Source organism: Blautia acetica (assembly GCF_038739805.1).
Lineage (GTDB): Bacteria > Bacillota > Clostridia > Lachnospirales > Lachnospiraceae > Blautia.
This window is the reverse complement of the sequence record NZ_JBBEWO010000028.1, coordinates 1-22,896: the sequence shown is the minus strand read 5'-3', so window position 1 is coordinate 22,896 and position 22,896 is coordinate 1. Positions and strand designations below refer to the sequence as shown.

The following is a 22,896-nucleotide window of genomic DNA, read 5'->3' as shown; positions in this document are numbered from 1 at the left end:
AAAAAATAATAAAGATGTATAAATTGGCAGGAAGAATTACAGAAAGGATAGAACTATGAGCGAACGTCGTACGAGAAGAGAGCAGCGGGAGGAAGAGGAAAGAAGGCTGGAACTGGAGAGGCGCAGAAGGATTGCGATAGCCAGAAAGAGACGCCAGCAGCAAATCAGACGCCAGAAGATGATGATGGCAGGAGCTGGCCTGGCTATTTTGGTCATAGGGGCAGCCGCCTTTGCCATACACGGAAAAATAGAAGAGAAAAAAGCCAAAGCAGCCCAGGAGAAGCAGAAAGAGACAGAGGCGAAAGCAAAGGCAGAAGAAGAGAATAATACCCTGCATATGGTAGCTGCAGGGGATAATCTGATTCACGATGCACTGATTAACGCAGGAAAGGAGAATGACTGGAACTTTGATTTCCTGTATGAAAATATAAAAAAGGTCATTAAGGATGCGGATTTGGCCTCTGTGAATCAGGAAACGCCTTTGGAGAAAGACCATGATAAAGCTGCAGGGTATCCTGATTTCGCCACTCCTGAGGAAGTGGGAGACGCACTGGCAAATGCAGGATTTGATATTGTGACACAGGCTACGGAGCATGCCTTTGACCAACAGGAGGACGGCATTGCGACTTCCGTTTCTTTCTGGAATAAAAATTATCCAAAAGTTTCCCTTTTGGGCATTCACAGCAAGGAAGAAGAGCGTTATCAGGCTATTGAGAAGAAAAACTTCAAGGTAGCTGTGATGAATTACAGCTGTATGCTCAGCGAAAACCACAGCATACCGGAAGACGAATCTTATATGGTAGATACTTATTCCGAAAAGAATATCAAATCGGATTTAAAGAAGGCAAAAGAAGAAGCAGATGTCACCATTGTTTACCTGCACGGAGGAAAATCCGATTCCTCAGAGCCGGATGAGAAACTGCAGAACCGTATTGATTTTCTGGCTGAGCAGGGGGCAGACGTGGTGATTTGTTCTCACCCTCATATTCTGAAGGGATATGAACTGAAAAAAAGACCGGACGGAAAGAACATGCTGGTTTACTATTCTCTTGGAAACTTTGTCAGCAATCAGTCTTCTTTAGAAAATCTGCTGGGAGGTCTGGCAGACTTTACTTTAAAGAAAGACGCAAAGACAGGAGAGGTGACGATTGAGGATTACAGCCTGATTCCTGTAGTTATGCATTACAATTCCGATTATACGGAGGCAGGTGTGTATGAACTGTCTGATTACACGGAAGCGTTGGCAAAAACCCACGGTATTCATGAGGAAAATTCAGAGGAAACCTTCAGTCTGTCAGCTTTGAAGTCTGCAGCGCAGGAAATCGGAGAAATTACCACAGGAAGCAGTCTGTCCGGGGACGGGGACTCTGACAGCGGAAACTCTGGGGACAGCAACAGTAGTGACAGCAGCAGCGACAGCGATAGTAGTGACAACGACAGTAGTGACAGCGACAGTAGCGACAGCAGCGATAATGACAGCAGTACTGGAACGAATGCAGAGGATGGAGATACGAACAACTAACTGCTAATGCAGGGGAACGGAAGCAATTATTTTTTATCTTTTTCTACATAGCAGTCCGGAGAAAAAGGCAGAATTGCTTTATAAGAATTTAATTCCCCCTGCGACTGGGGCGGTGTGGGAATCATACCTGTGGCTTCTGTGGTGGCACAGCCGTCCAGGTCATGGGCGGAAGTGGACTCTACATGATATTTGTCATCTGCGGCTATGTTTTTAGCCGCATTTTTCTTTTCTTTTTCCATGGCAATACCTCCTGAAAATCGTAAAAATTTCTGTGCTTTTTATAGTCTGGCACAAAAGAGGCAAATTATGCGGATTGACAAATTTTCTTTCAATAGCTATCCTGTATAAAGTACGAAAATAAAAAGAAGAGGTAGGAGAAATGGAGAAGACAGAAAACGCAATGGGAACGAAAAAGGTCATGCCCCTTTTGATTTCCATGTCTGTGCCGCCTATGATTTCCATGCTGATACAGGCTTTATATAATATTGTGGACAGTATGTATGTGGCAAGGGTCAGCGAGGACGCTTTGACAGCCGTGTCCATAGCCTTTCCGCTGCAAAATTTGATTATTGCGGTGTCCTGCGGTTTTGGAATCGGCTTAAATGCCTGTGCGGCCAGAGCATTGGGGGCAAAAGACGAAAAAGAAGTAAAATCTGCGGCAGCCCATGGATTTATATGCTGCGGCATACACTGGCTGCTGTTTGTGCTCATGGGCCTGTTTTTGACAGGACCTTTCCTGCGGGGCTTTACCGATGATCCGCAGATTTATAAGATGAGTTGTGAATATACCCGGATTGTGCTGTGCTTCAGCATAGGCAGCATGTATCATCTGTATTCGGAAAAACTGTTTCAGGCCACAGGCAGTATGATTCTGCCTATGATTTTCCAGGGAGTAGGAGCCATTTTTAATATTATTTTAGACCCCATTCTCATCTTCGGCTGGTTTGGCCTGCCTGCCATGGGCGTGCAGGGGGCGGCGATTGCCACCGTGGCCTCTCAGATTCTGGCAGGGATTTTGTCCATGATTTTTTTTGTGAAGAAATGCAGAGCAATTCCCATTTGCCTGAAAGGCTTCCGTCCGGACAAAACCATGCTGTGGAAAATTTATACCGTGGGAATTCCCTCGGCTATTATGATGTCCCTGCCGTCCCTGTTGGTTGCGGCGTTAAATTCCGTGCTGGCGGCTTTTTCCGCCACGGCGATTGCAGTGTTCGGCCTGTATATTAAAATCCAGACCTTTGTGTACATGCCGGCTAATGGGGTCATACAGGGTATGCGTCCCATTATGAGCTATAATTACGGGGCCAAAAACCGTAAGAGAATGAAAGAGACGTTAAAGGCCAGCCTGGAGGCTACGGGGGTCATTATGGCCATGGGAACCGTGCTGTTTCTGGTCTTTCCACAGGTGATTATGAGGCTGTTTGACGCCAATGGAGAAATGATGAAAATCGGTGTTCCCATGCTGCGTATCATCGCAGCAGGATTTCTGATTTCCACAGTGGGCTGCGTCCTGTCCGGGGCTTTTGAAGCTCTTGGAAAAGGGGTACAGTCTTTGGCGGTCTCCCTTTTGCGGCAGCTTGTAATCATTATTCCTTTGTCCATAGTGCTGTCTGGGACGCTGGGACTTTACGGCGTGTGGCTGACTTTCCCTGTGGCAGAATTGATTGCTGCCGCGGCAGGCTGTGTGCTGTACAGAAACTTTATGAAAAAACTGAATTTATAGGCAGGAGGAAGAAAAATGGGCAAGCACAAAGAAAAAGAAATTAAGACAAATGCCATGCGGATTCTGGATAAAAATAAAATTCCCTATGAAGTGCTGCAGTATGAATGTGATGAATTTATCGACGGTCTGCACACAGCCCGGAAGACAGGGGCGCCGGTGGAACAGTCTTTCAAAACGCTGGTGGTGCAGGGGAAAAGCCGGGAATATTATGTGCTGGTGATTCCCATTGCCGAGGAAGTGGACTTTAAAACAGCAGCAAAGACAGTGGGGGAAAAATCCGTAGAAATGATTCATGTGAAAGACATTAACAAAGTGACGGGTTATATCCGGGGCGGCTGCAGCCCTCTGGGCATGAAAAAGCAGTTTCCTACCGTGATTCATGAGAGCGCACAGGAATTTAGAGAAATCTATGTAAGCGGAGGAAGGATTGGAACCACTCTGAAACTGTCTCCCCAGAAATTGGCAGAGGTAACAGGGGCGAAGTTTGCTGCAATTACGGCAGAGAAAAAATAGAAGAAAACAAGCACTTGTATCCGGAAAACAGGGAGAGTATAATAACCTGTAGCAAAGTATTACAGCAATAAAGGAGTTTTCTTATGGAAACAAAAAACCGTTTTTTTTCGAATGCTGATTTGCGGAAGTTGATTGTACCGTTGATTATTGACCAGTTTCTGCAGGCATTTGTGGGACTGGCAGATTCTATTATGGTAGCCAGCGTGGGAGAGGCGGCTGTATCGGGAGTTTCTCTCATTGACACGGTCATGGTGCTGATTCTGAATATTTTCACGGCTCTTGCAACCGGAGGCGCGGTGATTGCCGGGCAGTTTTTGGGGAAGAAGCGGGAAGAAATGGCCTGTAAAGCGACAAATCAGCTTCTTTCGTTTACCTTAAAAGCCTCTCTGGGCGTGATGCTGGTGTGTTATCTGGGACGGGACTTTATCACACATGTAGTGTTTGGCAAAATCGATGCGGATGTCATGTATAACTGCAATGTGTATCTGATGATTGTCTTTGCCTCTATTCCCATGACCGCTCTTTATAATGCAGGGGCGTCTGTTTTCCGGGCTATGGGAAATTCAGCCGTGGCTATGAAAACATCCTTTCTGATGAATGCCATTAATATCTGCGGCAATGCTCTTTTGATTTTCGGTTTTCACAGAGGCGTGGAAGGCGTTGCCATCCCCACTCTGGTTTCCAGAACTGTGGCCTGTGTCGTGATGTTAGTGCTTTTGAATAATCAGAAACATGTGCTGCATATTTATCATCCGTTTTCTTTTAAGACAGATATCAGCCTGCTGAAGAAGATTCTCTATATCGGGATTCCAAACGGTCTGGAAAACAGTATGTTCCAACTGGGGAAAATTTTGGTGCTGAGTATTGTAACGGGATTCGGAACGGCCTCCATTGCGGCAAATGCGGTGTCAAACAATGTGGCGACTTTTGCAGTGCTGCCGGGTATGTCCATCGGTTTTGCCATGCTGACTGTGACGGCTCAGTGCGTAGGAGCGGGAGATTTTGAACAGGTGCATTATTATACGAAAAAACTGATGAAGACAGCGTATGCGGCTTTGGCCGCCATGAATATTCTGGTTGTGCTGGCCATTCCGTTTATTATTAAAATATATGGGTTGTCGGCAGAAGCCAGTGAATACGCGTATTGGATTCTGATTTACCATTCTGCCTGTGTGGTTACCATATGGCCCTTGTCTTTCTCTCTGCCAAATACCTTAAGGGCTGCGGCTGATGTGAAGTTTGCCATGATTTTATCGATTATTTCTATGTGGATTTTCCGCATTGGTTTCAGCGTTGTTCTGGGTGTGTATCTGCACTGGGGCGTGTTCGGCGTGTGGGTGGCCATGACCATAGACTGGCTGTTCCGCGCGGTAAGCTTTACCATTCGATACGCAAGAGGAAAGTGGAAACGGGCAGCGTTGGTTTAGCGAGGATAGGAAAATGAAGAAAAGAGGATTGAAAGAACCCTCTCTCCCGAAAGAATTGTTTCCGGTAAAACTGGGAAAGGAATTTCTGGAAGAGGCCAAGGAACAGGAAACGGAAGTTGTAAGGAGAAAAATCGAAAAAGTATATCTGACAAAATTTGACGGCAGCGGAATGTCTTTTTGGCAGACGGTGTTTCAAAACTGTCGGTTTGAGGGCTGTGATTTTCACAAAGCTTTCTTTCAGGATGTAAAGTTTGTCAACTGCAGCTTTTGCCATTCCAGTTTCTGCGATGCAAACTTTAAATCCTGTATCTTTGAGTCCTGCAAGGGTCGGGGCGCAGATTTTTACGGAAGCAGTCTGTACCATGTGCAGTTTCAGGACTGCGATATGGGAGAAGCGGTGTTTGACGCAGCAAGATTCAGTTCTGTCAAGGGACAGAATACCGATTTTTCAAAGGCGGGGTTCAGCAAATGCAGAATGTCCAACACGGTGTGGGAACAAGTCTGTTTTCGTGAGGCGAACTTTTTCAAAACCGTGCTGAAAGACCAGGATTTTACAAAGAGCTCTATTGAGGGGATTGTATTGTCTGATGAAAGGGGAGAACTGGAAGGCGCGGTGGTGAATACATTTCAGGCGTTGGGTCTGGCAAAGCGGTTAGGCCTGGTTATTCAGGACTCCGGAGAAAATTTTTAGAAAAAGCAAAGGAAAACATTGACAAATCCCGTTGTTTCACATAAAATAACAGAAACTTAGATTGTTTGTGCAAAATGAATATGGCTGAGCAGGCAGCGGAAATTTGGCATGCCGGGTCGCAGAATGCGGCAGCAGATGAAAATAAACATCTGCGGGACAGTACGAATATTGTCTCGCAGATGCTTTTTATTTTGCCGGAATTCATGTTGCATACAATTAAATTGTATGAAAAAGAAAGGAATAAGGTATGAAAAAGCAAAACGAAGCATCTACACCGGAGGAACAAAACAGAAAGACGGCTATGCGGGTATCGGCGGTGAGCATTGCCTGGAATGTGATTTTGTCCCTGTTTAAACTGATCGCGGGTATTGTGGGACATTCCGGTGCTATGATCTCAGACGCTGTGCATTCTGCCTCAGATGTGTTCAGCACCATTGTAGTCATTCTGGGAGTCAACATTGCCAGCCGCCAGTCTGATGAAGACCACCAGTACGGGCACGACCGCCTGGAATGCGTGGCAGCTATTATTCTGGCCGTGGTGTTATTCGCCACAGGTCTTGGAATTGGAATCGGGGGAGTAAATAAGATTATCGAAGGCAGTGCCGGAAGTATGGAAGTACCGGGAATGATTGCCCTTATTGCAGCGGTGGTCTCCATTAGCATTAAGGAGTGGATGTTCTGGTATACCAGAGGCGCGGCAAAAAAGATAAATTCCGGGGCCCTGATGGCAGACGCATGGCATCACCGTTCCGATGCCCTGTCTTCGGTGGGGGCGTTTGTGGGTATTTTGGGAGCCAGACTGGGATTTCCGGTTTTAGACCCTTTAGCCAGTGTGATTATCTGCATTTTTATCGTAAAAGCGGCTTATGACATTTTTAAAGATGCCATAGACAAGATGGTAGATAAATCCTGTGACGAAGAAACGGAAAAGGCTATGCAGGAACTGATTCTGTGTCAGAAAGGTGTGAAAAACATTGATATGCTTCATACCAGACTGTTTGGGGCAAGGATTTATGTGGATATCGAAATTGCCGCAGACGGGAACATGACCCTGCGGGAAGGACATGAAATTGCCCAGCAGGTGCATGACAGAATAGAGGAAAAGTTCCCTCTGGTGAAGCACTGCATGGTGCATGTAAACCCGGTTTAAAAGGCATGAGTGAAGATTTGCGAAAATTTGGCAGTTTTCACAAGTATTTTGCTCTTGTAAATTTGAGGGCAATAATCTATAATTATTTCTATATATTTTCTCTTAGAAAACTATTCATTATAAAGAACAGGAGGACATTTCTTTGAAAAGAGAAACCGTTATTGTACTTGATTTCGGAGGACAGTATAATCAGTTAATTGCAAGACGTGTGCGCGAATGTAATGTGTACTGTGAAATCTATTCTTATAAAACAGATATTGAAAAAATTAAGGCTATTGGGCCAAAGGGAATTATTTTTACCGGGGGACCGAACAGCGTTTACCTGGAGGATTCTCCTACCTATACGAAGGAAATCTTTGAACTGGGCGTTCCGATTCTGGGAATCTGCTACGGCTCCCAGCTTATGATGCATCTGCTGGGCGGCAAAGTAGAAAAGGCTCCGGTAAGAGAATATGGAAAAATCGAAGTAACGGTGAATCAGAAGTCCAAACTTTTTGAAAACGTATCTGAAAAGACTATCTGCTGGATGAGTCACAACGATTACATCTCCCAGGCAGCGCCGGGATTTGAAATCAGTGCGCATACCTCTGACTGTCCGGTAGCAGCAGTGGAAAACGTGGAAAAAGGTCTGTATGCCACACAGTTCCATCCGGAAGTTCTGCACACCCAGGAAGGAAAGAAAATGCTTTCCAACTTTGTCTACAATGTGTGCCAGTGTTCCGGTGACTGGAAAATGGATTCTTTTGTGGAAGAGTCCATCAAAGCCATTCGTGAAAAGGTGGGCGACGGAAAAGTGCTCTGCGCCCTGTCCGGCGGTGTGGATTCTTCCGTGGCGGCTGTTATGCTGTCCAAAGCAGTCGGAAATCAGCTTACCTGCGTATTCGTAGACCACGGTCTTCTTCGTAAAAATGAGGGAGATGAGGTTGAGGCAGTCTTTGGACCGGAAGGTCACTATGATTTGAACTTTATCCGTGTCAATGCCCAGGAACGTTTCTATGAGAAATTAAAAGGCGTGGAAGAGCCGGAAAGAAAACGTAAGATTATCGGCGAAGAATTTATCCGTGTCTTTGAAGAAGAGGCAAAGAAAATCGGCGCTGTGGACTTCCTGGTACAGGGAACCATCTACCCGGACGTTGTGGAAAGCGGTGTAGGCGGTGAGTCCACTGTTATCAAATCCCACCACAACGTAGGAGGTTTGCCGGATTACGTAGACTTTAAGGAAATTATCGAGCCTCTGCGCGATTTGTTTAAAGACGAAGTCCGGAAAGCAGGTCTGGAACTGGGCATTCCGGAATATCTGGTGTTCAGACAGCCATTCCCGGGACCGGGACTTGGAATCCGTATCATCGGAGAGGTTACGGCTGAGAAAGTCAAGATGGTGCAGGAAGCAGACGCTATCTGGAGAGAAGAGATTGCAAAAGCCGGAATCGACAGAGAGATTGGCCAGTATTTCGCGGCATTGACAAATATGCGGTCTGTAGGGGTTATGGGAGACGAGAGAACCTATGACTATGCCATTGCGCTTAGAGCAGTGACGACTACCGACTTTATGACAGCAGAGAGCGCGGAGATTCCGTGGGAGGTTATTGGGAAGACCACCAGCAGGATTGTGAATGAAGTGAAGCATATTAACCGAGTTATGTATGACTGCACGGGGAAACCGCCGGCTACGATTGAGTTTGAATAAATCGAGTTGCTTAAAAAAGCCAGTGTTTATGCGGGTTTCAGCGATTTCGATTAGTCTTTTGATAACAAATTGATAACAGTCATAGCAAGTGCCATTATTCTTGTTATCCAGTGGTTTATGGGTAACGGAACAATTAACAGGTGGCTTGCAGACTAAAGTTCGGAGCTTGGCTCTGAACAAATTCCATATTATAAACTAAGCCCTTAGCTGTGGTTAATAACCATAGTTAAGGGCTTTTTTGTCGTTGCCAAAGCATCTGTAGGGAGCTGCCAGTGGCAGGTCCTGTAGGTGCTTATTTATCTTTCAAGTGGTCTTTGAATGCTTCCACGAGAGCGTCACTTAATTCCTGTGATGGAACTTTTGCCCAACGCTGTGTGGTGTCGAACTCTGGATAATGGTAACGCCAGTTATCGTATTCTTCTCTGTTGATTTCTTCGGAAGATAGCTTGTCTGCCTGTTCTTTCCAAGCATACAGCATTTTGAGGAGTTCATATGCTTCTCTGCCTTTGTCCTTGTTGACCTTTAAGCATACCTCTCCGTCTGCTTCACTGACAGTAAGACCGTAAATATCTTCAAGGGTAAACAGAGTGTGCATAAGACCGATATAGCTGTCTATGTCAGGAACATCAAGAGCCTGTGGAGAAACATCAAGCACCTGTGCCAATGCATTTGTAAGGTCTGCTTTCGGTTTGCGTGTACCAGTTTCGTACTGTGCCAAACGCACATCAGCACTCTTTTCTGGAAAACCGATTGCTGTACCGAGATACTTTTGTGTCATACCACGCATTAGTCTGAAAAAATGTATTCTTTCGCTGATAGCCATAATGATACGCTCCTTTTATATTTAGTGAAATAAGTATAGCAGAAATGTTTAGTGGAAGTCAAGAAAAACCGAAACAAAAATGTTTAATATTTTCTTTGCAACCACTTGACAATAGCAAATATGTTTAGTAAAATAAATTACGAATTAAACAAATATGCTTAATGCGACAACTGAATGACCGTCCGAAAAGCCAAACCGCCAAGACCTCGTCGGAGCAAGTTCCGTATCGTTCGCTTGTGTGCAAGCACAAAAGCTCATTCGCTGCACTGCTCCTCCTCTTCCCCAAAAGTCTCCGACTTTTCGGGAACCCCTATACGAGCGAGCGCCTGATGTACTGCGGTGCATTGGGACAGCACAGCGCCTGCCGACAAGCAGGAGTGCCTGTTGGAACTTTAACACGGAGAAAGCGGCAAGCAAAAAATTATTTTAAGAAAGGAAGAAAAAGGATATGGAAAACAGATTTATCCGAGCCGAAGATGTGGCTCAGGAACTAAACGTATCAAAACCTTATGCATATAAACTCATCAGACAATTAAATGAGGAATTGAAAGCAAAGGGCTTTATTACGATTGCAGGGCGTGTAAATCGCCAGTATTTTTACGAAAGGCTCTACGGAGCAGGAAAGGGGGAAATGTAAATGCCGGTATTTAAGAATGAAGATAACGGTACTTGGTATGTGATGGCAAGGTATGTGAACTGGAAAGGGGAACGCAAGCAGAAATGCAAGCGTGGCTTTGCTACCAAACGAGAAGCACAGGAATGGGAAAGAATGTTCAAATTGCAGACTTCTTCAGACCTTGATATGAGTTTTGAAGCCTTTACGGAGCTTTATATCAATGATGTGAAGAACCGTTTGAAGGAAAACACGTGGCTTACCAAAGAGCATATCATACGCACAAAGATACTTCCGTATTTCGGGAAACTGAAAATCAGCGAGATTTCCACAAAGGAGATTATTACTTGGCAGAATGAAATGCTTGCCTATCGTGATGAGAAGAAAAAGCCTTATTCACAGACGTATCTGAAAACGCTGCACAATCAGTTGTCCGCCATTTTCAATCACGCTGTCCGCTACTATGAACTGCGTTCCAATCCTGCGGCAAAGGTGGGAAATATGGGACGTGAGGAACACAAGGAAATGCTGTTCTGGACAAAGGAAGAATACAAGAAATTCTCTTTTGAGATGATGGACAAGCCTGTTTCCTTTTATGCGTTTGAAATGCTTTACTGGTGCGGTATCCGAGAGGGCGAGCTGTTAGCTTTGACTCCGGCAGATTTCAACTTTGATAAGGAAACAGTCACAATCAATAAATCCTATCAGCGTTTGAAAGGGCAGGATGTGATTACTTCTCCGAAAACGAAAAAGAGCAACCGCACGATTAAAATGCCGAAGTTTCTGTGTGAGGAAATGAAAGAATATCTCGGTATGCTTTACGGATTGAAGAAGAAAGACCGTATCTTTACGGTGACGAAAAGCTATCTTCATCACGAGATGGACAGAGGGGCAAAGGCGGCAGGCGTGAAGCGTATCCGCATTCACGATCTCCGTCACAGCCACATTTCACTCTTGATTGATATGGGCTTTTCTGCGGTGGCGATTGCTGACCGAGTTGGTCACGAAAGTATTGATATTACTTATCAGTACGCACACCTCTTTCCGTCAAAGCAGATTGAGATGGCAGAAAAATTAGATGATTTAGGGAAAGGAGATTTTGAAAATGTCAGCTAAGAACAGAGATAACAAAAATCGTTGGAGGAATATCACAGTAGGGTTTCGAGTATCGCCCGAAGAAAACGAACTCATTAACAGAGCTGTAGCTCTATCAGGATTGCCAAAACAGGAGTATTGTTACCGCCGTTGCTTAAATCAGGATGTGGTGGTACAGGGCAATCCGAGAGTGTATAAGGCGTTGAAAACGGAATTTGCCACAGTCCTTGCGGAACTGAAAAGGATTGAAGCAGGAAAAGGTGTGGATGATGAACTGCTGAGTGTAATAGAACTGATTTCCATTATTCTCGGCGGTTTGAAAGGAGAGGATGCGAATGGAGAATAAAAAAGAAATGACTATTCCAAATGTATCTGCGGCAACAGATGCGGAACAGTCACTTTCCAAATGTACTGACAATAGTATAGTCAATCAGGATACGGATTTCAAGGGGTACGAGCAATCTTTTGAAGAAATGCAAAGGGAAATACTCAGACAGTTAGACCCTTCCTATCTGAAAACAGTATCAATGACAACGCTGTATGATACGGTGTTTGAGGTTCAGACACCACTTATCGACGGTCTGCTCCAAAGGGGAACTTACCTTTTCGTAGGTTCCCCGAAAGTGGGAAAGAGCTTTATGATGGCACAGCTTGCCTATCATATCAGCACAGGCACACCGCTTTGGGAGTATAAGGTGCGTAAGGCAACGGTGCTTTATTTTGCCCTTGAAGATGATTACCCACGTTTGCAGAAGCGATTGTTTCAGATGTTCGGTGCAAAGGAGACAGGCAATCTGTATTTCGCAACGGAATGTAAAACGGTCAATGGCGGACTGGAAGAACAGATAAGAGGGTTTATGAGGGAACACCCAGACACAGGCTTGATTATCATAGACACCTTAAAGCGTGTGCGTGAAGCAGGCGGAGCAGATTACAGCTACGCAAGTGATTATGATGTTGTGGCAAGGCTGAAAGCGTTGGCAGACAGTTACAAGGTTTCAATGCTTATTGTTCATCATACACGCAAACAAAAATCGGAAGATATATTCGATATGATTTCAGGCACGAATGGTCTGATGGGGGCGGCAGACGGTGCATTTGTTCTCAGTAAGGACAAGCGTACTTCCAACAATGCCACACTTGATGTTGCTGGCAGAGACCAGCAGGATATGAAAATCCATCTTGTAAGGGACAGCGAGCGATTGGTGTGGAACTTTGCAAAATCGGAAACGGAGATGTGGAAAGAACCGCCCGAACCTCTGCTTGAGAAGATAGCGGATACGCTCTTTTCGGAAAGTGACAGATGGGAAGGAACTGCTTCGGAACTTTGCGAAAGGCTTGCGGTGGATATAAAGCCGAATGTACTTTCTTTAAGGCTCAGTATCAACGCAAGCAGGCTGTTTCGTGATTACGGTATCCGTTATCAGAACAGCCGCACACACGACGGAAGAAAGGTTTCACTTTGGAAAGAAACCGAGCAGACGGCGTGACAAACGGTGTCAAAGGTGTCAATGTTTTTGAGAGCAGCACGCTGTGAAAAACATTGTCACCATCGTCACACTTTGACACCGGATAAAGTTTAGGGGAGTGTGCAGAGAGTGCCTTTTCAAAGGCGGCTCTTTGGTCTCGCCTGCTGGCTCGGTCGGTTCGCAGGCGTGTGTGCCACCGGCACACGCTCACCCCTCGGAGAGCCTTCGGAGAACGCAAAACCTGTTTACAGGTCGCATTTTTGATGGGTGTACCCGTCAAAAGTGCTTTTGCGTTACTTTTGACAAAAGTAACAAAACCTGAGAATGTTGAAATTTACAGATGGGAGATGAAAAAATGCAGAGAACGATAAGTGCAATGGTCGGTAAAGGCTCGGTCAATCACAATAGCCGAAAGTTCTGAGCAGAAAATGTAGACGGAACTCGTACTCATCTCAATATCGACTACTGCAATGAAAATATAAAGACAGTTTATCACGAATTGTTTGATGAAGCATTGGAAAGATACAATGCCAAGCAGATAAGGTCAGACCGAAAGATAAAAGATTATTATGAAAAAATCCGAAGTTCCAAGCAGGAAAAACCGTTCCACGAAATCATTTTACAGGTGGGCGGTAAGGGAAATATGAACGCCGATACGGAAAACGGAGAACTGGCAAAGCAGATTTTAGATGAATACTATCAGGGTTTTCAGGAGCGAAATCCACAGCTTCGGGTGTTCTCGGCTCATCTGCATATGGATGAAGCTACACCACATCTGCACATAGATTTTGTACCTTTTACCACAGGCAGCAAGCGTGGACTTGATACAAGAGTGTCACTAAAGCAGGCTCTTGCAACGCAAGGTTTTAAGGGCGGCAGTCGTGGCGATACGGAGTGGTCGCAATGGATACAGTCCGAAAAAGAACAGCTTGCGGCGGTGATGGAACGTTATGGGATTGAGTGGGAACATTTAGGCACACACGAAAAACATCTTTCTGTTTTGGATTATAAAAAGCAGGAAAGAGAAAAAGAAGTGGCGGCATTAGGTGCGAAAATCGAGCAGAAACAGATTGAATTTGATGTGTTGTCGGAACGAGTATTGAACTATGATAAGGCAAAAGACGAGCTGTCAAATCTTGAAATAGAGCTTGATACTGCACCGAAATATCAGTTGCCAGAACCAGAGAAATTTATGACTGCAAAGGCATATAAAACCAAAATGGCAGAGCCGGTTGTAAGGAAATTGAAGCAACTTGTCAAAACGGTGCTTGCCCGCTGCTTTGAGGGGTGGGACAACTATCATAGGCTGAATACAGCGAATGCACAGTTATACCGCACCAATCAGCGTTTGGAGAAAGTCAATGAAAGATTGACCGAAGAAAACAAAATCCTAAAAGCAGAAAATAAAGATTACAGCCTGCTCCGTAAGGTTTTTGGTCGCAAACAGATAGATGATTTGTTGGAGCAGGCAAGAACAGTTAAAGGTCGCAAGCGTGATAATACACGATCACGATAGACAAAAATCACAGGAGGAAAAGGAAAATGACAAAGACAATTTTTGAAGAAATGGGCGGAACTTATAGACAGGTGGGTGATTATTTATTGCCGAACATCACAGTACCAGCCGAAGAAGAAATAGAGCCGATTGGTTTATGGGGGAAACGACATGCAAGGCATTTAAAGGAACACTATAAAGTGTTATATATGAACCTGCTGACAAGCGGAAAGCTGCATAGTTATCTTGCAGAAGTCGATAAGCAAGCAGAGGATATGTTTCTTCGACTGGTAAAGGAATATGCCGACAGACAAGATGTGACGGAACAATTAAAGAAAGATAATCCCTACGAATGGATTGGAAGAATGAATAATATTCAGGCTTGTGTGAGGGAAGTTGTAGGAACGGAGTTGATTTACACATAAGCGTTTTACGGTATGGTGCTCCTGCGTTTGCTGGAGTGCTGTGGTTGTGGTTGTAAAGAGGTTGTGAAAGATTGAATTTCGTAATGGTTGGATGTATAATTAGGAAGTGAAAATTTTAATTTGCACTTCCATAAGGTGAAATGTATTGACACAAAAAATACAGTATGATAGTATTGCCATTAGAAGAAAGAAAGGCACATTTTGTGTAAGGTGAGGAAATGATTAATAGATAATTTGATTTAAGTAAGACACATATAGTTATTGAGCCTGTAGAGAATAGGTTTGTTTTGTGTACGCTTAAGTTGGATTATCGCAAGAGGCATTTCCTTTGTTTTCCTTTTGGAAAAGAAATAAGGGTCTATTTAGCGAGTCTATTTTTGCGTATGCAAAAAAGACTCGTTTTTGTGTGTTCAAAATAATAATTGGCTCAGACTTCGAAAAGGAGAAACTTTAATGTTGCAGATAAAAAAATTAAATTTAACACATAAAAAAGACCTGAGAATAATTCTTAATGATTTCAACCTTGTGCTAAATGATGGAGATAAGGCAGTTATTATTGGAGAAGAGGGAAATGGGAAATCGACATTAATGAAGTGGATATACAATCCGTCGCTTGTAGAAAACTATATAGAAGCAGATGGGGAAAGGATAATGGGACACGAACGTCTTGGTTATCTTCCGCAGGAGATGCTCGATGAAGATAAGGAAAAAACAATATACGAATATTTTTCTGAAGAGGAAATATTCTGGGAGAAAACGCCTAAAGAATTGTCTGTTATTGCGGGAAAATTTGGAATGAAAAATGATTTTTTCTACAGTAACCAGACAATGGGTAGTCTTTCAGGAGGCGAAAAAGTCAAGACACAACTTATGAGGCTTTTCATTCGCGATGTTTCTGTGCTGTTGTTGGACGAACCTTCCAATGACATCGACATTGCGACGCTTACATTACTGGAAAAAATCATAAATGACTGGAAGCACATTGTGCTTTTTATTTCACACGATGAAACGCTGATAGAGCGTACTGCCAACATGGTGATACATATCGAGCAGATTATACGAAAAACAAAGGCGAGATATACCGTGGCAAAGCTTCCCTATAGACGCTATGTGGAAGAACGGCTTCATAAATTTGAAATCCAAAAACAGCGGGCACTGAGTGACCGTAGGGAGAAAAAGATTCGCGATGAAAAATATCAAAGAGTTATGCAGAGTGTACAAGGTGCATTAAGAAGTTGTACCAGACAAGCACCGTCTGTTGCCAAAAACTTAAAGGACAAAATGCATACGGTTAAGGCAATGGAACGAAGATTTGAAAAAGAAGATGAAAATATGACTCAGATGCCGGAACAGGAAGAAGCAATCTTTGTCAAATTAGGGGATGAAAACTCACACATTCCCGCAGGAAAAACGGTCATAGAATATGAACTTTCAAAGCTTGTGACTCCGGATGGCAAAAGAATTTTAGCAGAAGGAATTCATTTAAAAATAAAAGGTTCAGAAAAAATCTGTATGATAGGAGCCAACGGGGCAGGAAAAACGACTCTTCTAAAAAAGATAGCGGAAGAACTCCTAAATCGGAATGACATTAAAGCAGAATATATGCCTCAAACTTATGAAGACCTGCTGGATTTGGATGTTACACCGGTTGATTACCTTGATAAAACAGGAGATAAAGAAGAGCGTACAAGAATTAGAACATACCTTGGTTCACTTAAATACACACCAGATGAAATGGAGCATCCGATTCGGGAGTTATCAGGCGGACAAAAGGCGAAAGTGCTTCTCTTGAGGATGAGCTTAAGTGGTGCAAATGTTCTTATTCTGGATGAACCGACAAGAAATTTTTCACCATTGTCCGGTCCGGTAATAAGAAAAATGCTCCGAGAATTTCCGGGGGCTGTCATTAGCATTTCTCACGATAGAAAGTATATTGAAGAGGTGTGCGATAAAATATATCAGCTAAATCCTAATGGATTACAGCTAATTGGTGATTGATAACAAAAAGGATGAAAGACTGACAAATTTCAGGCTTTTAGTGAGTTGGAAAGCATACAAAGATTTGAATTTGGAGGATAGATTATGGTACGTACAGAAGATGCATGTGAAATTATAAAATATGCTTTGCAAAACGAAATTAAAGTATATTTAGATGGCGGATGGGGTGTTGATGCACTTCTTAAAAGAGAATCAAGAATACACAATGATATTGATTTGTTTGTTGAACTGAAACATTATCATGATTATATTTATGTGATTAAGCAGCATGGATTTGAGGAAGTAAATACTGATTATACAACGGATGGTCATACTGTCTGGAAAGATGATAAACAAAGAATCATTGATTTACATTGTTTTGAATTTACAGATGACGGAATTGTTTATGAGGGAGATATATTTCCATCAAAAACTTTTTCCGGTATTGGAAAAGTTGGAGATATAACTGTTTCTTGTATTGAACCATTGAGTCAGGTAATGCTTCATTTGGGATATGAACACGATAAAAATGATGTGCATGATGTGATGCTGTTGTGTGAAACATTTCAAATAGCAATACCAGATGAATATAAGGAAAAGTAAAATTTCAGTTTTGTGTTGAATCTCTAAGCAAAATAGCTTATAATTTGACATGCTACATATAGTTATTATCCACAGTTATCGAGTAGGTGTTATCAATGCCGATAACAAAATGATAACATTAGCTCGTATAGGCAGGATAATATGGATATATCAAATAATCAAAAGAACGAGAAACATTACAGAGAATAATTCCTAAACAAAAAGCGTTAGTCTTTGTAGAGTTTGAATAATATATTAGAGCCAAGAAACGCCTATTTTACGGGCTTTCTTGGCTCTTTCTATGTCCGTTGACAATCAAATGACAATACTTTTTTAATATTATTGTAAATAATTTCTTCTTATTTAGCTGGGAATTGACTCTTCCAGTCTAAATATTCTTTTTCTGTAATCTCTTCATTTCTGAATTTCTGGTACATATCAGCCCATGTTCCAATATGATCCAGCATATTTAAAGAATCGTGACCTTTGTCCTTAAATATGAGCTGCGGTACACCGGATTCATCTCGGTAGGCGTGCAGCCCATATTGATCCTCTAAAGCAAATAATGCGTGCATGACACTAACATAAGTATCAAAGTTTGGATCAGACATGGCGTATGGACTGATCTTTAATGAGTTTGCTATTTTTTCTAATTGTTCTGATGATGGGAAACGATTCCCAAGTTCATAATTTCTAATTGCCGATTCGCTCAATCCGGACATGATTGCCAATTCTTTCTGTGTATATCCTTGATCGATCCGGAATTTTCTTATTTTCTCACCTACTGTCATAGGAAAACACTCCTTTGCTGATTGTTACTTAAAAGTATAGCATAAACAGTTCAAAAATGAAATATAAAAATAAACCGTTCATTTTTGAAATTATTCTATTGACAGTACGGAAATGAAATGTTATGATGCATATACACCGTTCGATAATGAACTGAAAAAAAGGAAAGGAGGGATATAGATGGCTAGTAAATTATTTATATCAGCAAAAGAAGTAGCGAAAGAATTAGAAGTATCTGATTCCTATGCGTATCGTTTGATCCGTCAGTTAAATGCGGAATTGGAACAAAAAGGTTTCGTTGTTGTCAAAGGAAAAATCAGCCGTAAATATTTTGAAGAACGAGTTTACGGTATGAACGAAATGAAATAGCAGGAGGTGATGTTTTGACAGTAATCAAAAACCAAAAGTCAAATACTTACGAGGTAAGAACCTATTATAAGGACTGGACTGGCGTAAGAAAGCAGAAGACGAAAAGGGGATTTAAACGTAAATGTGATGCCCAGGAATGGGAAAGAGCGTTTAAATTAAAGGAGAATTTGAGTCTGGATATGTATTTTGAAGATTTCGTAGATCTTTATCTGAATGATATCAAATCCAGAATCAAATATAATACCTGGCTGACGAAAAAGCATATTGTAGAAAAAAAGATTCTCCCATATTTTTCGAAAAAGAAGTTGCAGGAAATAAAACCTTCTGATATTCGACAGTGGCAGAACACCATGATGAACTATCGGAATAAACAAAGAGAAGGCTATTCACAGGTCTATCTAAAGACCATCCATAATCAGCTGAGTGCAATTTTGAATCATGCAGTTAATTTCTATGATTTGAAAAGCAATGCTGCACGCAAGGCGGGATCTATGGGAAAAGAAAGAACAAAAGAGATGCTTTTCTGGACAAAAGAAGAGTATATGAAGTTCATTGAAGCGGTGGCGGATAAGCCAATCTCCTTTTATGCATTTGAAATTCTATATTGGTGTGGAGTGCGTATGGGAGAGTTGTTAGCACTGACACCGGCAGATTTCGATTTTCAGGCTTGTACTATCCGGATCAATAAATCTTATCAAAGATTAGAAGGGAAGGATATTATTACAGATCCAAAGACTGTGAAGAGTAATCGCATAATCACCATGCCGGAATTTTTAAGCGAAGAATTAGAAACGTATATAGGAATGCTGTATGGTTTGAATGAAAATGACAGGATATTTCAAATTTCAAAAAGCTATCTTCATCATGAAATGGATCGTGGTGTGAAGTTGTCAGGAGTGAAGCGAATACGAATCCATGATTTACGGCATTCTCACGTGTCATTGTTGATCAATATGGGATATTCTGCGGTGGCAATTGGAGAAAGGGTAGGGCATGAGAGTGTGGAAATCACATATCGATATGCACATTTGTTCCCGACAATCCAAACAGAGATGGCGGAAAATCTAAATCAGGAAAGAGAGGAATATCTGGATGAGTGAAAAAAATAGGGATAACAAGAATCGGTGGCGTAATGTAACCATAGCGTTTCGAATGTCTCCGGAAGAAAATGCAGAGTTAGATTTAAGAGTAAAGCTTTGTGGATACCAGACGAGACAAGAATATATCATTGAAAGCGTTTTACATCAAAAGGTCACAGCAGTAGGAAATCCATTGATGTTAGTACAGTTTAGAAAACAGCTTCGAGGGATTGAAGAGGAACTGAAAAGGTTAACTACATTAGAGGATGCCGATGAAGAGTTGTTTACACCTATTCGAACAATGTTGGAGATATTAAATGCATTTGCAGAAGAAAGAAACTATGAAAAAAGGAAAAAAGAAAAAGCCCAGAAATAATCTGAGCAAGTTCCCTGATCATCAGAATAACTGATATACCATCCTAACAACTTGAGTATATCACAAAATTGTTGTTGCAACAATTGTTAAATTCTGTCTGCCAGGGACTTGCCCGGTTGGGCAGGAGGTGGAAATGGAAGATAATTATAGAGAAGTAAAAAAGGCAGAACCATGCCTGAAATTGATCCACATGGATCAGGTTGAAGTGGAAGAAATCGAATGGCTCTTTTATCCCTTCATACCATATGGGAAGGTCACCATTATTCAGGGAGATCCTGGAGAGGGGAAGACTACTGTGGTGTTGCAGATCATAGCAAAATTAACAAAAGGAGAAGCAATATTAAGTGAGACAAGCGAAGGAAAATCTGAAGAGACAGGTGTAGAGCCAATCAATGTGATTTATCAAACAGCTGAAGATGGACTGGGCGATACGATCAAACCAAGATTGTTAGCGGCAGGGGCAGATTGTTCCAGAGTCTTGGTAATTGATGACCAGGATCAGCCATTAACAATGGTAGATGCAAGGCTGGAAGAAGCGATCATACAGACGAAAGCAAGACTTGTAGTATTAGATCCAATTCAAGGCTTTCTAGGGGCTGGTGTTGATATGCATAGGGCAAATGAGATTCGCCCATTGATGAAAAGAATCTCTGTATTAGCAGAAAAATATCAATGTGCCATTATTCTGATCGGTCATATGAATAAAAATAGTAATGGAAAATCATCCTATCGTGGATTGGGTTCTATTGACTTTCAAGCGGCAGCAAGAAGCGTATTGATTGTTGGAAGAGTGAAAGATGAACCGGAAATCCGAGTAATCTGTCACGTAAAGAGTTCTCTTGCTCCGGAAGGAGATGCTATCGCCTTTCGATTAGACAAAGAAAAAGGATTCCATTGGATTGGGAAATATGACATCAGTGCAGAGGACTTATTATCTGGTGATGGACGAGGGCAAAAGATCCGAAGTGCGAAAGAATTTTTAAAAGAGATCTTAGCAAATGGATCAATGGAACAGGCAAAAATAGCGGAAGAAGCAGAAGAACGAGGAATTAAAAAGAAAACACTTTGGAATGCGAAGAAGGAATTACAGATTGACTCTGTGAAGATAGGAAATAAATGGTTTTGGATGTTGCAAGAAGAGTAAAGGAAGATGGCAAGATTATCATATCTTAAAGAATAGGGAATCTTGCCACCTTGAACAAAAGGAGTGAAGCGATGAAAAAAGTACAGATTGATTATGAACTGTTTCGAAAATTGATCTTTTATCATCTGGGTTCAGATGATCAGTATGAAGAAGAGATTCGAAATGGCTTGGAAGAAAAATTGGATGCATTAGTCAGACATGAACTCTATACGAAGTATAAGACTGCTCCTTCTGAGGAAGAGCAGGAGAAAGCACGACAGGAATATTTAGATAAGCGTGGAGTGTCAGCCAGTTATCGATGGTGATGTTTGTTTTGGGAATATAGAACAGGAGCGTGGCACGCACCTGTATCATACCAAACAAGGAGAATTGCTGTAGGGTGTAGCCGATACAGTACTGGCTGATTTGAAAGCTCCCGGCAGGGCGCAAGGGTACTTTTGATGGACGTTAGGCTGTCGAAAGTGCTTTTGCGTTACTTTTGACAAAAGTAACAAAACATAATCGCCATATCTGGCGTTTTAAAATGAATGAAAGGAGATTTATTGAAGAGGACGATTAGTTTTATGACAGGAAAAGGCTCCCTGAACCATAATAGTAGAAAATTTCATGCAAAGAATACGGATCCGAACAGAACCCATTGGAATGTTGAATATTGTAATGAAGATATCAAAGACGTATATCATGAATTATTTGACGACGCCTTGAAGCGTTACAATGATAAACAGACTCGAAAAGATCGTAAGATAGATGATTACTACGAAAAGATACGTTCCGGGAAACAAGAAAAATTATTTCATGAGGTTATCCTTCAGATCGGTGATAAAGACAATATGGGATCAGAAACGATGGAAGGACAACTTGCTGCAAAAATATTAGATGAATACATGAAAGGATTTCAAGAACGGAATCCTACGTTGCGAGTATTTGCTGCTCATCTGCATTTAGACGAAGCAACACCGCATCTACATATTGATTTTATCCCCTATGTTACAGGAAGTAAGCGAGGACTTGATACAAGAGTATCTTTAAAACAAGCCTTATCGTCATTAGGATTTAAAGGTGGTTCCAGAAGTGAGACGGAGCTAAATCAATGGGTACAATCAGAAAAGGAAAAATTAGCCATGGTCATGAGGGAAAATGAGATAGAATGGGATCAGAAAGGAACTCATGAACCACATCTTTCTGTATTGGATTACAAGAAAAAGGTTCGAGAACAGGAAGTAGAAGAATTAACGGAACATAAGAATTTATTGGAACATGATTTGCATGATATCAGTGAATGTGTGGATGAGATCCAAAAGGAAAAAGAACAGGCAGAAAAAGAGAGAGATGCGGTAATTAAAAAGACAGAAGTGTTAGAAAAACGATTTTCTGCACTAAATTCAAAAGCTGGATTTGTTGACTCACATGCACGTGAGTATGGATATTATCCGGAAGAATGGCTGCCAGAAGCCGGAACTTTAGAGTCTGCAAAATCTTACAGGAAGAGAATATTTCCTTTGGTGAAAAAAGTTGCGAACATGATACAGGCATTGTATAGCAAATATTTAGAACTGAAAAGCAAAAATCAAAAGCTATCAGATCGAAACCTGGATCTTGAAAATCGTGTAGATCGGTTGCGAGAGGAAGTATCTGTTATAAAGAAAGAGAATGTAGCTTTGTTAAATGTAACATATGATATGGATCGGGTTGTAGCTGTTTTGGGAGAAAATAAGGTGAAGGAAGCAATAGAAGTGGCAAAACATTTGGAACAGGCAAATGCAAAACAAAAAATCAAGAAGAGACGTATAGATAGAGAGAAAAGATAAAAAAATGGTTGTGAAAATGGACTAGTATAGAATAAATTAAATCTCTACTATATATTTTGAGGATAATGTATGGTAAAATAGTGTTATCTAAGAAAGGATGAACACTATGAGAAAAACATATCTTCCTCTGTCAGATGAA

23 protein-coding genes, 1 pseudogene and 1 riboswitch are annotated in these 22,896 nt (G+C 42.0%); of the genes and pseudogenes, 21 read left to right on the top strand and 3 right to left on the bottom strand.

Annotation, left to right across the window (positions count from 1 at the left end; translation table 11 throughout):
* Window positions 1–55: 55 nt before the first annotated feature.
* Window positions 56–1,522 (top strand): CapA family protein, encoded by a 1,467-nt coding sequence (locus WBS51_RS14280; protein ID WP_294463125.1) that lies wholly within the window; start codon window positions 56–58, stop codon window positions 1,520–1,522.
* A 26-nt stretch (window positions 1,523–1,548) separates the two neighbouring features.
* On the opposite strand, the gene WBS51_RS14275 is transcribed toward WBS51_RS14280, so the two are convergent.
* Window positions 1,549–1,761: a GTPase gene (locus WBS51_RS14275; protein WP_173750222.1), complete on the bottom strand. Its 213-nt coding sequence runs from the start codon at window positions 1,759–1,761 to the stop codon at window positions 1,549–1,551.
* Between the two features lie 140 nt (window positions 1,762–1,901).
* Here WBS51_RS14275 and WBS51_RS14270 point away from each other — a divergent pair, with 140 nt between their 5' ends.
* From WBS51_RS14270 to guaA, 6 genes are all read left to right on the top strand, one after another.
* Window positions 1,902–3,245 carry an MATE family efflux transporter gene (locus WBS51_RS14270; RefSeq protein WP_291683550.1) on the top strand — a complete coding sequence of 448 codons (1,344 nt, stop codon included), beginning with the start codon at window positions 1,902–1,904 and terminating at the stop codon, window positions 3,243–3,245.
* A gap of 15 nt (window positions 3,246–3,260) precedes the next feature.
* Window positions 3,261–3,758: a Cys-tRNA(Pro) deacylase gene (gene ybaK / locus WBS51_RS14265; RefSeq protein WP_291683551.1), complete on the top strand. Its 498-nt coding sequence runs from the start codon at window positions 3,261–3,263 to the stop codon at window positions 3,756–3,758.
* Between the two features lie 83 nt (window positions 3,759–3,841).
* A complete protein-coding gene (locus WBS51_RS14260) occupies window positions 3,842–5,185 on the top strand; it encodes an MATE family efflux transporter (protein ID WP_291683552.1) in 1,344 nt (447 codons plus the stop codon).
* A 13-nt stretch (window positions 5,186–5,198) separates the two neighbouring features.
* The gene (locus WBS51_RS14255) at window positions 5,199–5,876 is read left to right on the top strand and encodes a pentapeptide repeat-containing protein (protein WP_173750218.1); all 678 of its coding nucleotides are present in this window, start codon (window positions 5,199–5,201) and stop codon (window positions 5,874–5,876) included.
* Between the two features lie 74 nt (window positions 5,877–5,950).
* A riboswitch (NiCo riboswitch) is annotated at window positions 5,951–6,038 on the top strand.
* 85 nt (window positions 6,039–6,123) lie between these two features.
* Entirely contained in the window at window positions 6,124–7,026 is a 903-nt protein-coding gene (locus tag WBS51_RS14250; RefSeq protein WP_173750217.1) for a cation diffusion facilitator family transporter, read from the top strand.
* A 142-nt stretch (window positions 7,027–7,168) separates the two neighbouring features.
* Window positions 7,169–8,713 carry a glutamine-hydrolyzing GMP synthase gene (gene guaA / locus WBS51_RS14245; RefSeq protein WP_180211162.1) on the top strand — a complete coding sequence of 515 codons (1,545 nt, stop codon included), beginning with the start codon at window positions 7,169–7,171 and terminating at the stop codon, window positions 8,711–8,713.
* A 292-nt stretch (window positions 8,714–9,005) separates the two neighbouring features.
* Here guaA and WBS51_RS14240 read toward each other — a convergent pair whose 3' ends face one another.
* The gene (locus tag WBS51_RS14240) at window positions 9,006–9,536 is read right to left on the bottom strand and encodes a helix-turn-helix domain-containing protein (RefSeq protein ID WP_009247529.1); all 531 of its coding nucleotides are present in this window, start codon (window positions 9,534–9,536) and stop codon (window positions 9,006–9,008) included.
* 448 nt (window positions 9,537–9,984) lie between these two features.
* Here WBS51_RS14240 and WBS51_RS14235 point away from each other — a divergent pair, with 448 nt between their 5' ends.
* The 8 genes and pseudogenes from WBS51_RS14235 to WBS51_RS14200 all read left to right on the top strand — a co-directional run bounded on the left by WBS51_RS14235 (window position 9,985) and on the right by WBS51_RS14200 (window position 17,213).
* Complete coding sequence (locus WBS51_RS14235) at window positions 9,985–10,173, top strand: helix-turn-helix domain-containing protein (RefSeq protein WP_009247528.1); 189 nt, start codon at window positions 9,985–9,987, stop codon at window positions 10,171–10,173.
* Window positions 10,174–11,265: a site-specific integrase gene (locus tag WBS51_RS14230; RefSeq protein WP_009247527.1), complete on the top strand. Its 1,092-nt coding sequence runs from the start codon at window positions 10,174–10,176 to the stop codon at window positions 11,263–11,265.
* Window positions 11,255–11,590: a plasmid mobilization protein gene (locus tag WBS51_RS14225; protein WP_009247526.1), complete on the top strand. Its 336-nt coding sequence runs from the start codon at window positions 11,255–11,257 to the stop codon at window positions 11,588–11,590. Before WBS51_RS14230 ends, WBS51_RS14225 begins: the two co-directional genes overlap by 11 nt.
* Entirely contained in the window at window positions 11,580–12,734 is a 1,155-nt protein-coding gene (locus WBS51_RS14220) for an AAA family ATPase (RefSeq protein WP_009247525.1), read from the top strand. Before WBS51_RS14225 ends, WBS51_RS14220 begins: the two co-directional genes overlap by 11 nt.
* A gap of 355 nt (window positions 12,735–13,089) precedes the next feature.
* Window positions 13,090–14,229: pseudogene (locus tag WBS51_RS14215) on the top strand (plasmid recombination protein).
* A gap of 26 nt (window positions 14,230–14,255) precedes the next feature.
* Complete coding sequence (locus WBS51_RS14210; RefSeq protein ID WP_009247523.1) at window positions 14,256–14,633, top strand: TnpV protein; 378 nt, start codon at window positions 14,256–14,258, stop codon at window positions 14,631–14,633.
* A gap of 453 nt (window positions 14,634–15,086) precedes the next feature.
* Window positions 15,087–16,631 carry an ATP-binding cassette domain-containing protein gene (locus tag WBS51_RS14205; RefSeq protein ID WP_009247522.1) on the top strand — a complete coding sequence of 515 codons (1,545 nt, stop codon included), beginning with the start codon at window positions 15,087–15,089 and terminating at the stop codon, window positions 16,629–16,631.
* Between the two features lie 84 nt (window positions 16,632–16,715).
* A complete protein-coding gene (locus WBS51_RS14200; protein WP_009247521.1) occupies window positions 16,716–17,213 on the top strand; it encodes a nucleotidyltransferase domain-containing protein in 498 nt (165 codons plus the stop codon).
* A 338-nt stretch (window positions 17,214–17,551) separates the two neighbouring features.
* Here the strand turns inward: WBS51_RS14200 and WBS51_RS14195 are convergent, their stop codons facing one another.
* Window positions 17,552–17,983 (bottom strand): helix-turn-helix domain-containing protein, encoded by a 432-nt coding sequence (locus tag WBS51_RS14195; protein WP_342694142.1) that lies wholly within the window; start codon window positions 17,981–17,983, stop codon window positions 17,552–17,554.
* 178 nt (window positions 17,984–18,161) lie between these two features.
* Between WBS51_RS14195 and WBS51_RS14190 the strand changes: the two genes are divergently transcribed.
* From WBS51_RS14190 to WBS51_RS14165, 6 genes are all read left to right on the top strand, one after another.
* Window positions 18,162–18,350, top strand: a complete 189-nt coding sequence (locus WBS51_RS14190; protein ID WP_003019365.1) for a hypothetical protein — start codon at window positions 18,162–18,164, stop codon at window positions 18,348–18,350.
* Between the two features lie 14 nt (window positions 18,351–18,364).
* Window positions 18,365–19,450: a site-specific integrase gene (locus tag WBS51_RS14185; protein ID WP_342694141.1), complete on the top strand. Its 1,086-nt coding sequence runs from the start codon at window positions 18,365–18,367 to the stop codon at window positions 19,448–19,450.
* Window positions 19,443–19,805 carry a plasmid mobilization protein gene (locus WBS51_RS14180; RefSeq protein ID WP_009263188.1) on the top strand — a complete coding sequence of 121 codons (363 nt, stop codon included), beginning with the start codon at window positions 19,443–19,445 and terminating at the stop codon, window positions 19,803–19,805. The genes WBS51_RS14185 and WBS51_RS14180 overlap by 8 nt, the downstream gene beginning before the upstream one ends.
* A gap of 133 nt (window positions 19,806–19,938) precedes the next feature.
* Window positions 19,939–20,949: an AAA family ATPase gene (locus WBS51_RS14175; protein ID WP_016439644.1), complete on the top strand. Its 1,011-nt coding sequence runs from the start codon at window positions 19,939–19,941 to the stop codon at window positions 20,947–20,949.
* A gap of 71 nt (window positions 20,950–21,020) precedes the next feature.
* On the top strand, window positions 21,021–21,254 hold the full coding sequence (locus WBS51_RS14170; protein ID WP_008976820.1) for a hypothetical protein: 234 nt from the start codon (window positions 21,021–21,023) through the stop codon (window positions 21,252–21,254).
* A 258-nt stretch (window positions 21,255–21,512) separates the two neighbouring features.
* A complete protein-coding gene (locus WBS51_RS14165; RefSeq protein ID WP_342694140.1) occupies window positions 21,513–22,757 on the top strand; it encodes a plasmid recombination protein in 1,245 nt (414 codons plus the stop codon).
* Window positions 22,758–22,896 lie beyond the last annotated feature (139 nt).

What these genes read in the sequence shown, in the direction of transcription:
- WBS51_RS14280 (WP_294463125.1), top strand. Translation starts at nt 56, where the DNA reads ATGAGCGAACGTCGTACGAGAAGAGAGCAGCGGGAGGAAGAGGAAAGA.
- WBS51_RS14275 (WP_173750222.1), bottom strand. Translation starts at nt 1,761, where the DNA reads ATGGAAAAAGAAAAGAAAAATGCGGCTAAAAACATAGCCGCAGATGAC.
- WBS51_RS14270 (WP_291683550.1), top strand. Translation starts at nt 1,902, where the DNA reads ATGGAGAAGACAGAAAACGCAATGGGAACGAAAAAGGTCATGCCCCTT.
- ybaK (WP_291683551.1), top strand. Translation starts at nt 3,261, where the DNA reads ATGGGCAAGCACAAAGAAAAAGAAATTAAGACAAATGCCATGCGGATT.
- WBS51_RS14260 (WP_291683552.1), top strand. Translation starts at nt 3,842, where the DNA reads ATGGAAACAAAAAACCGTTTTTTTTCGAATGCTGATTTGCGGAAGTTG.
- WBS51_RS14255 (WP_173750218.1), top strand. Translation starts at nt 5,199, where the DNA reads ATGAAGAAAAGAGGATTGAAAGAACCCTCTCTCCCGAAAGAATTGTTT.
- WBS51_RS14250 (WP_173750217.1), top strand. Translation starts at nt 6,124, where the DNA reads ATGAAAAAGCAAAACGAAGCATCTACACCGGAGGAACAAAACAGAAAG.
- WBS51_RS14240 (WP_009247529.1), bottom strand. Translation starts at nt 9,536, where the DNA reads ATGGCTATCAGCGAAAGAATACATTTTTTCAGACTAATGCGTGGTATG.
- WBS51_RS14235 (WP_009247528.1), top strand. Translation starts at nt 9,985, where the DNA reads ATGGAAAACAGATTTATCCGAGCCGAAGATGTGGCTCAGGAACTAAAC.
- WBS51_RS14230 (WP_009247527.1), top strand. Translation starts at nt 10,174, where the DNA reads ATGCCGGTATTTAAGAATGAAGATAACGGTACTTGGTATGTGATGGCA.
- WBS51_RS14225 (WP_009247526.1), top strand. Translation starts at nt 11,255, where the DNA reads ATGTCAGCTAAGAACAGAGATAACAAAAATCGTTGGAGGAATATCACA.
- WBS51_RS14220 (WP_009247525.1), top strand. Translation starts at nt 11,580, where the DNA reads ATGGAGAATAAAAAAGAAATGACTATTCCAAATGTATCTGCGGCAACA.
- WBS51_RS14210 (WP_009247523.1), top strand. Translation starts at nt 14,256, where the DNA reads ATGACAAAGACAATTTTTGAAGAAATGGGCGGAACTTATAGACAGGTG.
- WBS51_RS14205 (WP_009247522.1), top strand. Translation starts at nt 15,087, where the DNA reads ATGTTGCAGATAAAAAAATTAAATTTAACACATAAAAAAGACCTGAGA.
- WBS51_RS14200 (WP_009247521.1), top strand. Translation starts at nt 16,716, where the DNA reads ATGGTACGTACAGAAGATGCATGTGAAATTATAAAATATGCTTTGCAA.
- WBS51_RS14195 (WP_342694142.1), bottom strand. Translation starts at nt 17,983, where the DNA reads ATGACAGTAGGTGAGAAAATAAGAAAATTCCGGATCGATCAAGGATAT.
- WBS51_RS14190 (WP_003019365.1), top strand. Translation starts at nt 18,162, where the DNA reads ATGGCTAGTAAATTATTTATATCAGCAAAAGAAGTAGCGAAAGAATTA.
- WBS51_RS14180 (WP_009263188.1), top strand. Translation starts at nt 19,443, where the DNA reads ATGAGTGAAAAAAATAGGGATAACAAGAATCGGTGGCGTAATGTAACC.
- WBS51_RS14175 (WP_016439644.1), top strand. Translation starts at nt 19,939, where the DNA reads ATGGAAGATAATTATAGAGAAGTAAAAAAGGCAGAACCATGCCTGAAA.
- WBS51_RS14170 (WP_008976820.1), top strand. Translation starts at nt 21,021, where the DNA reads ATGAAAAAAGTACAGATTGATTATGAACTGTTTCGAAAATTGATCTTT.
- WBS51_RS14165 (WP_342694140.1), top strand. Translation starts at nt 21,513, where the DNA reads ATGACAGGAAAAGGCTCCCTGAACCATAATAGTAGAAAATTTCATGCA.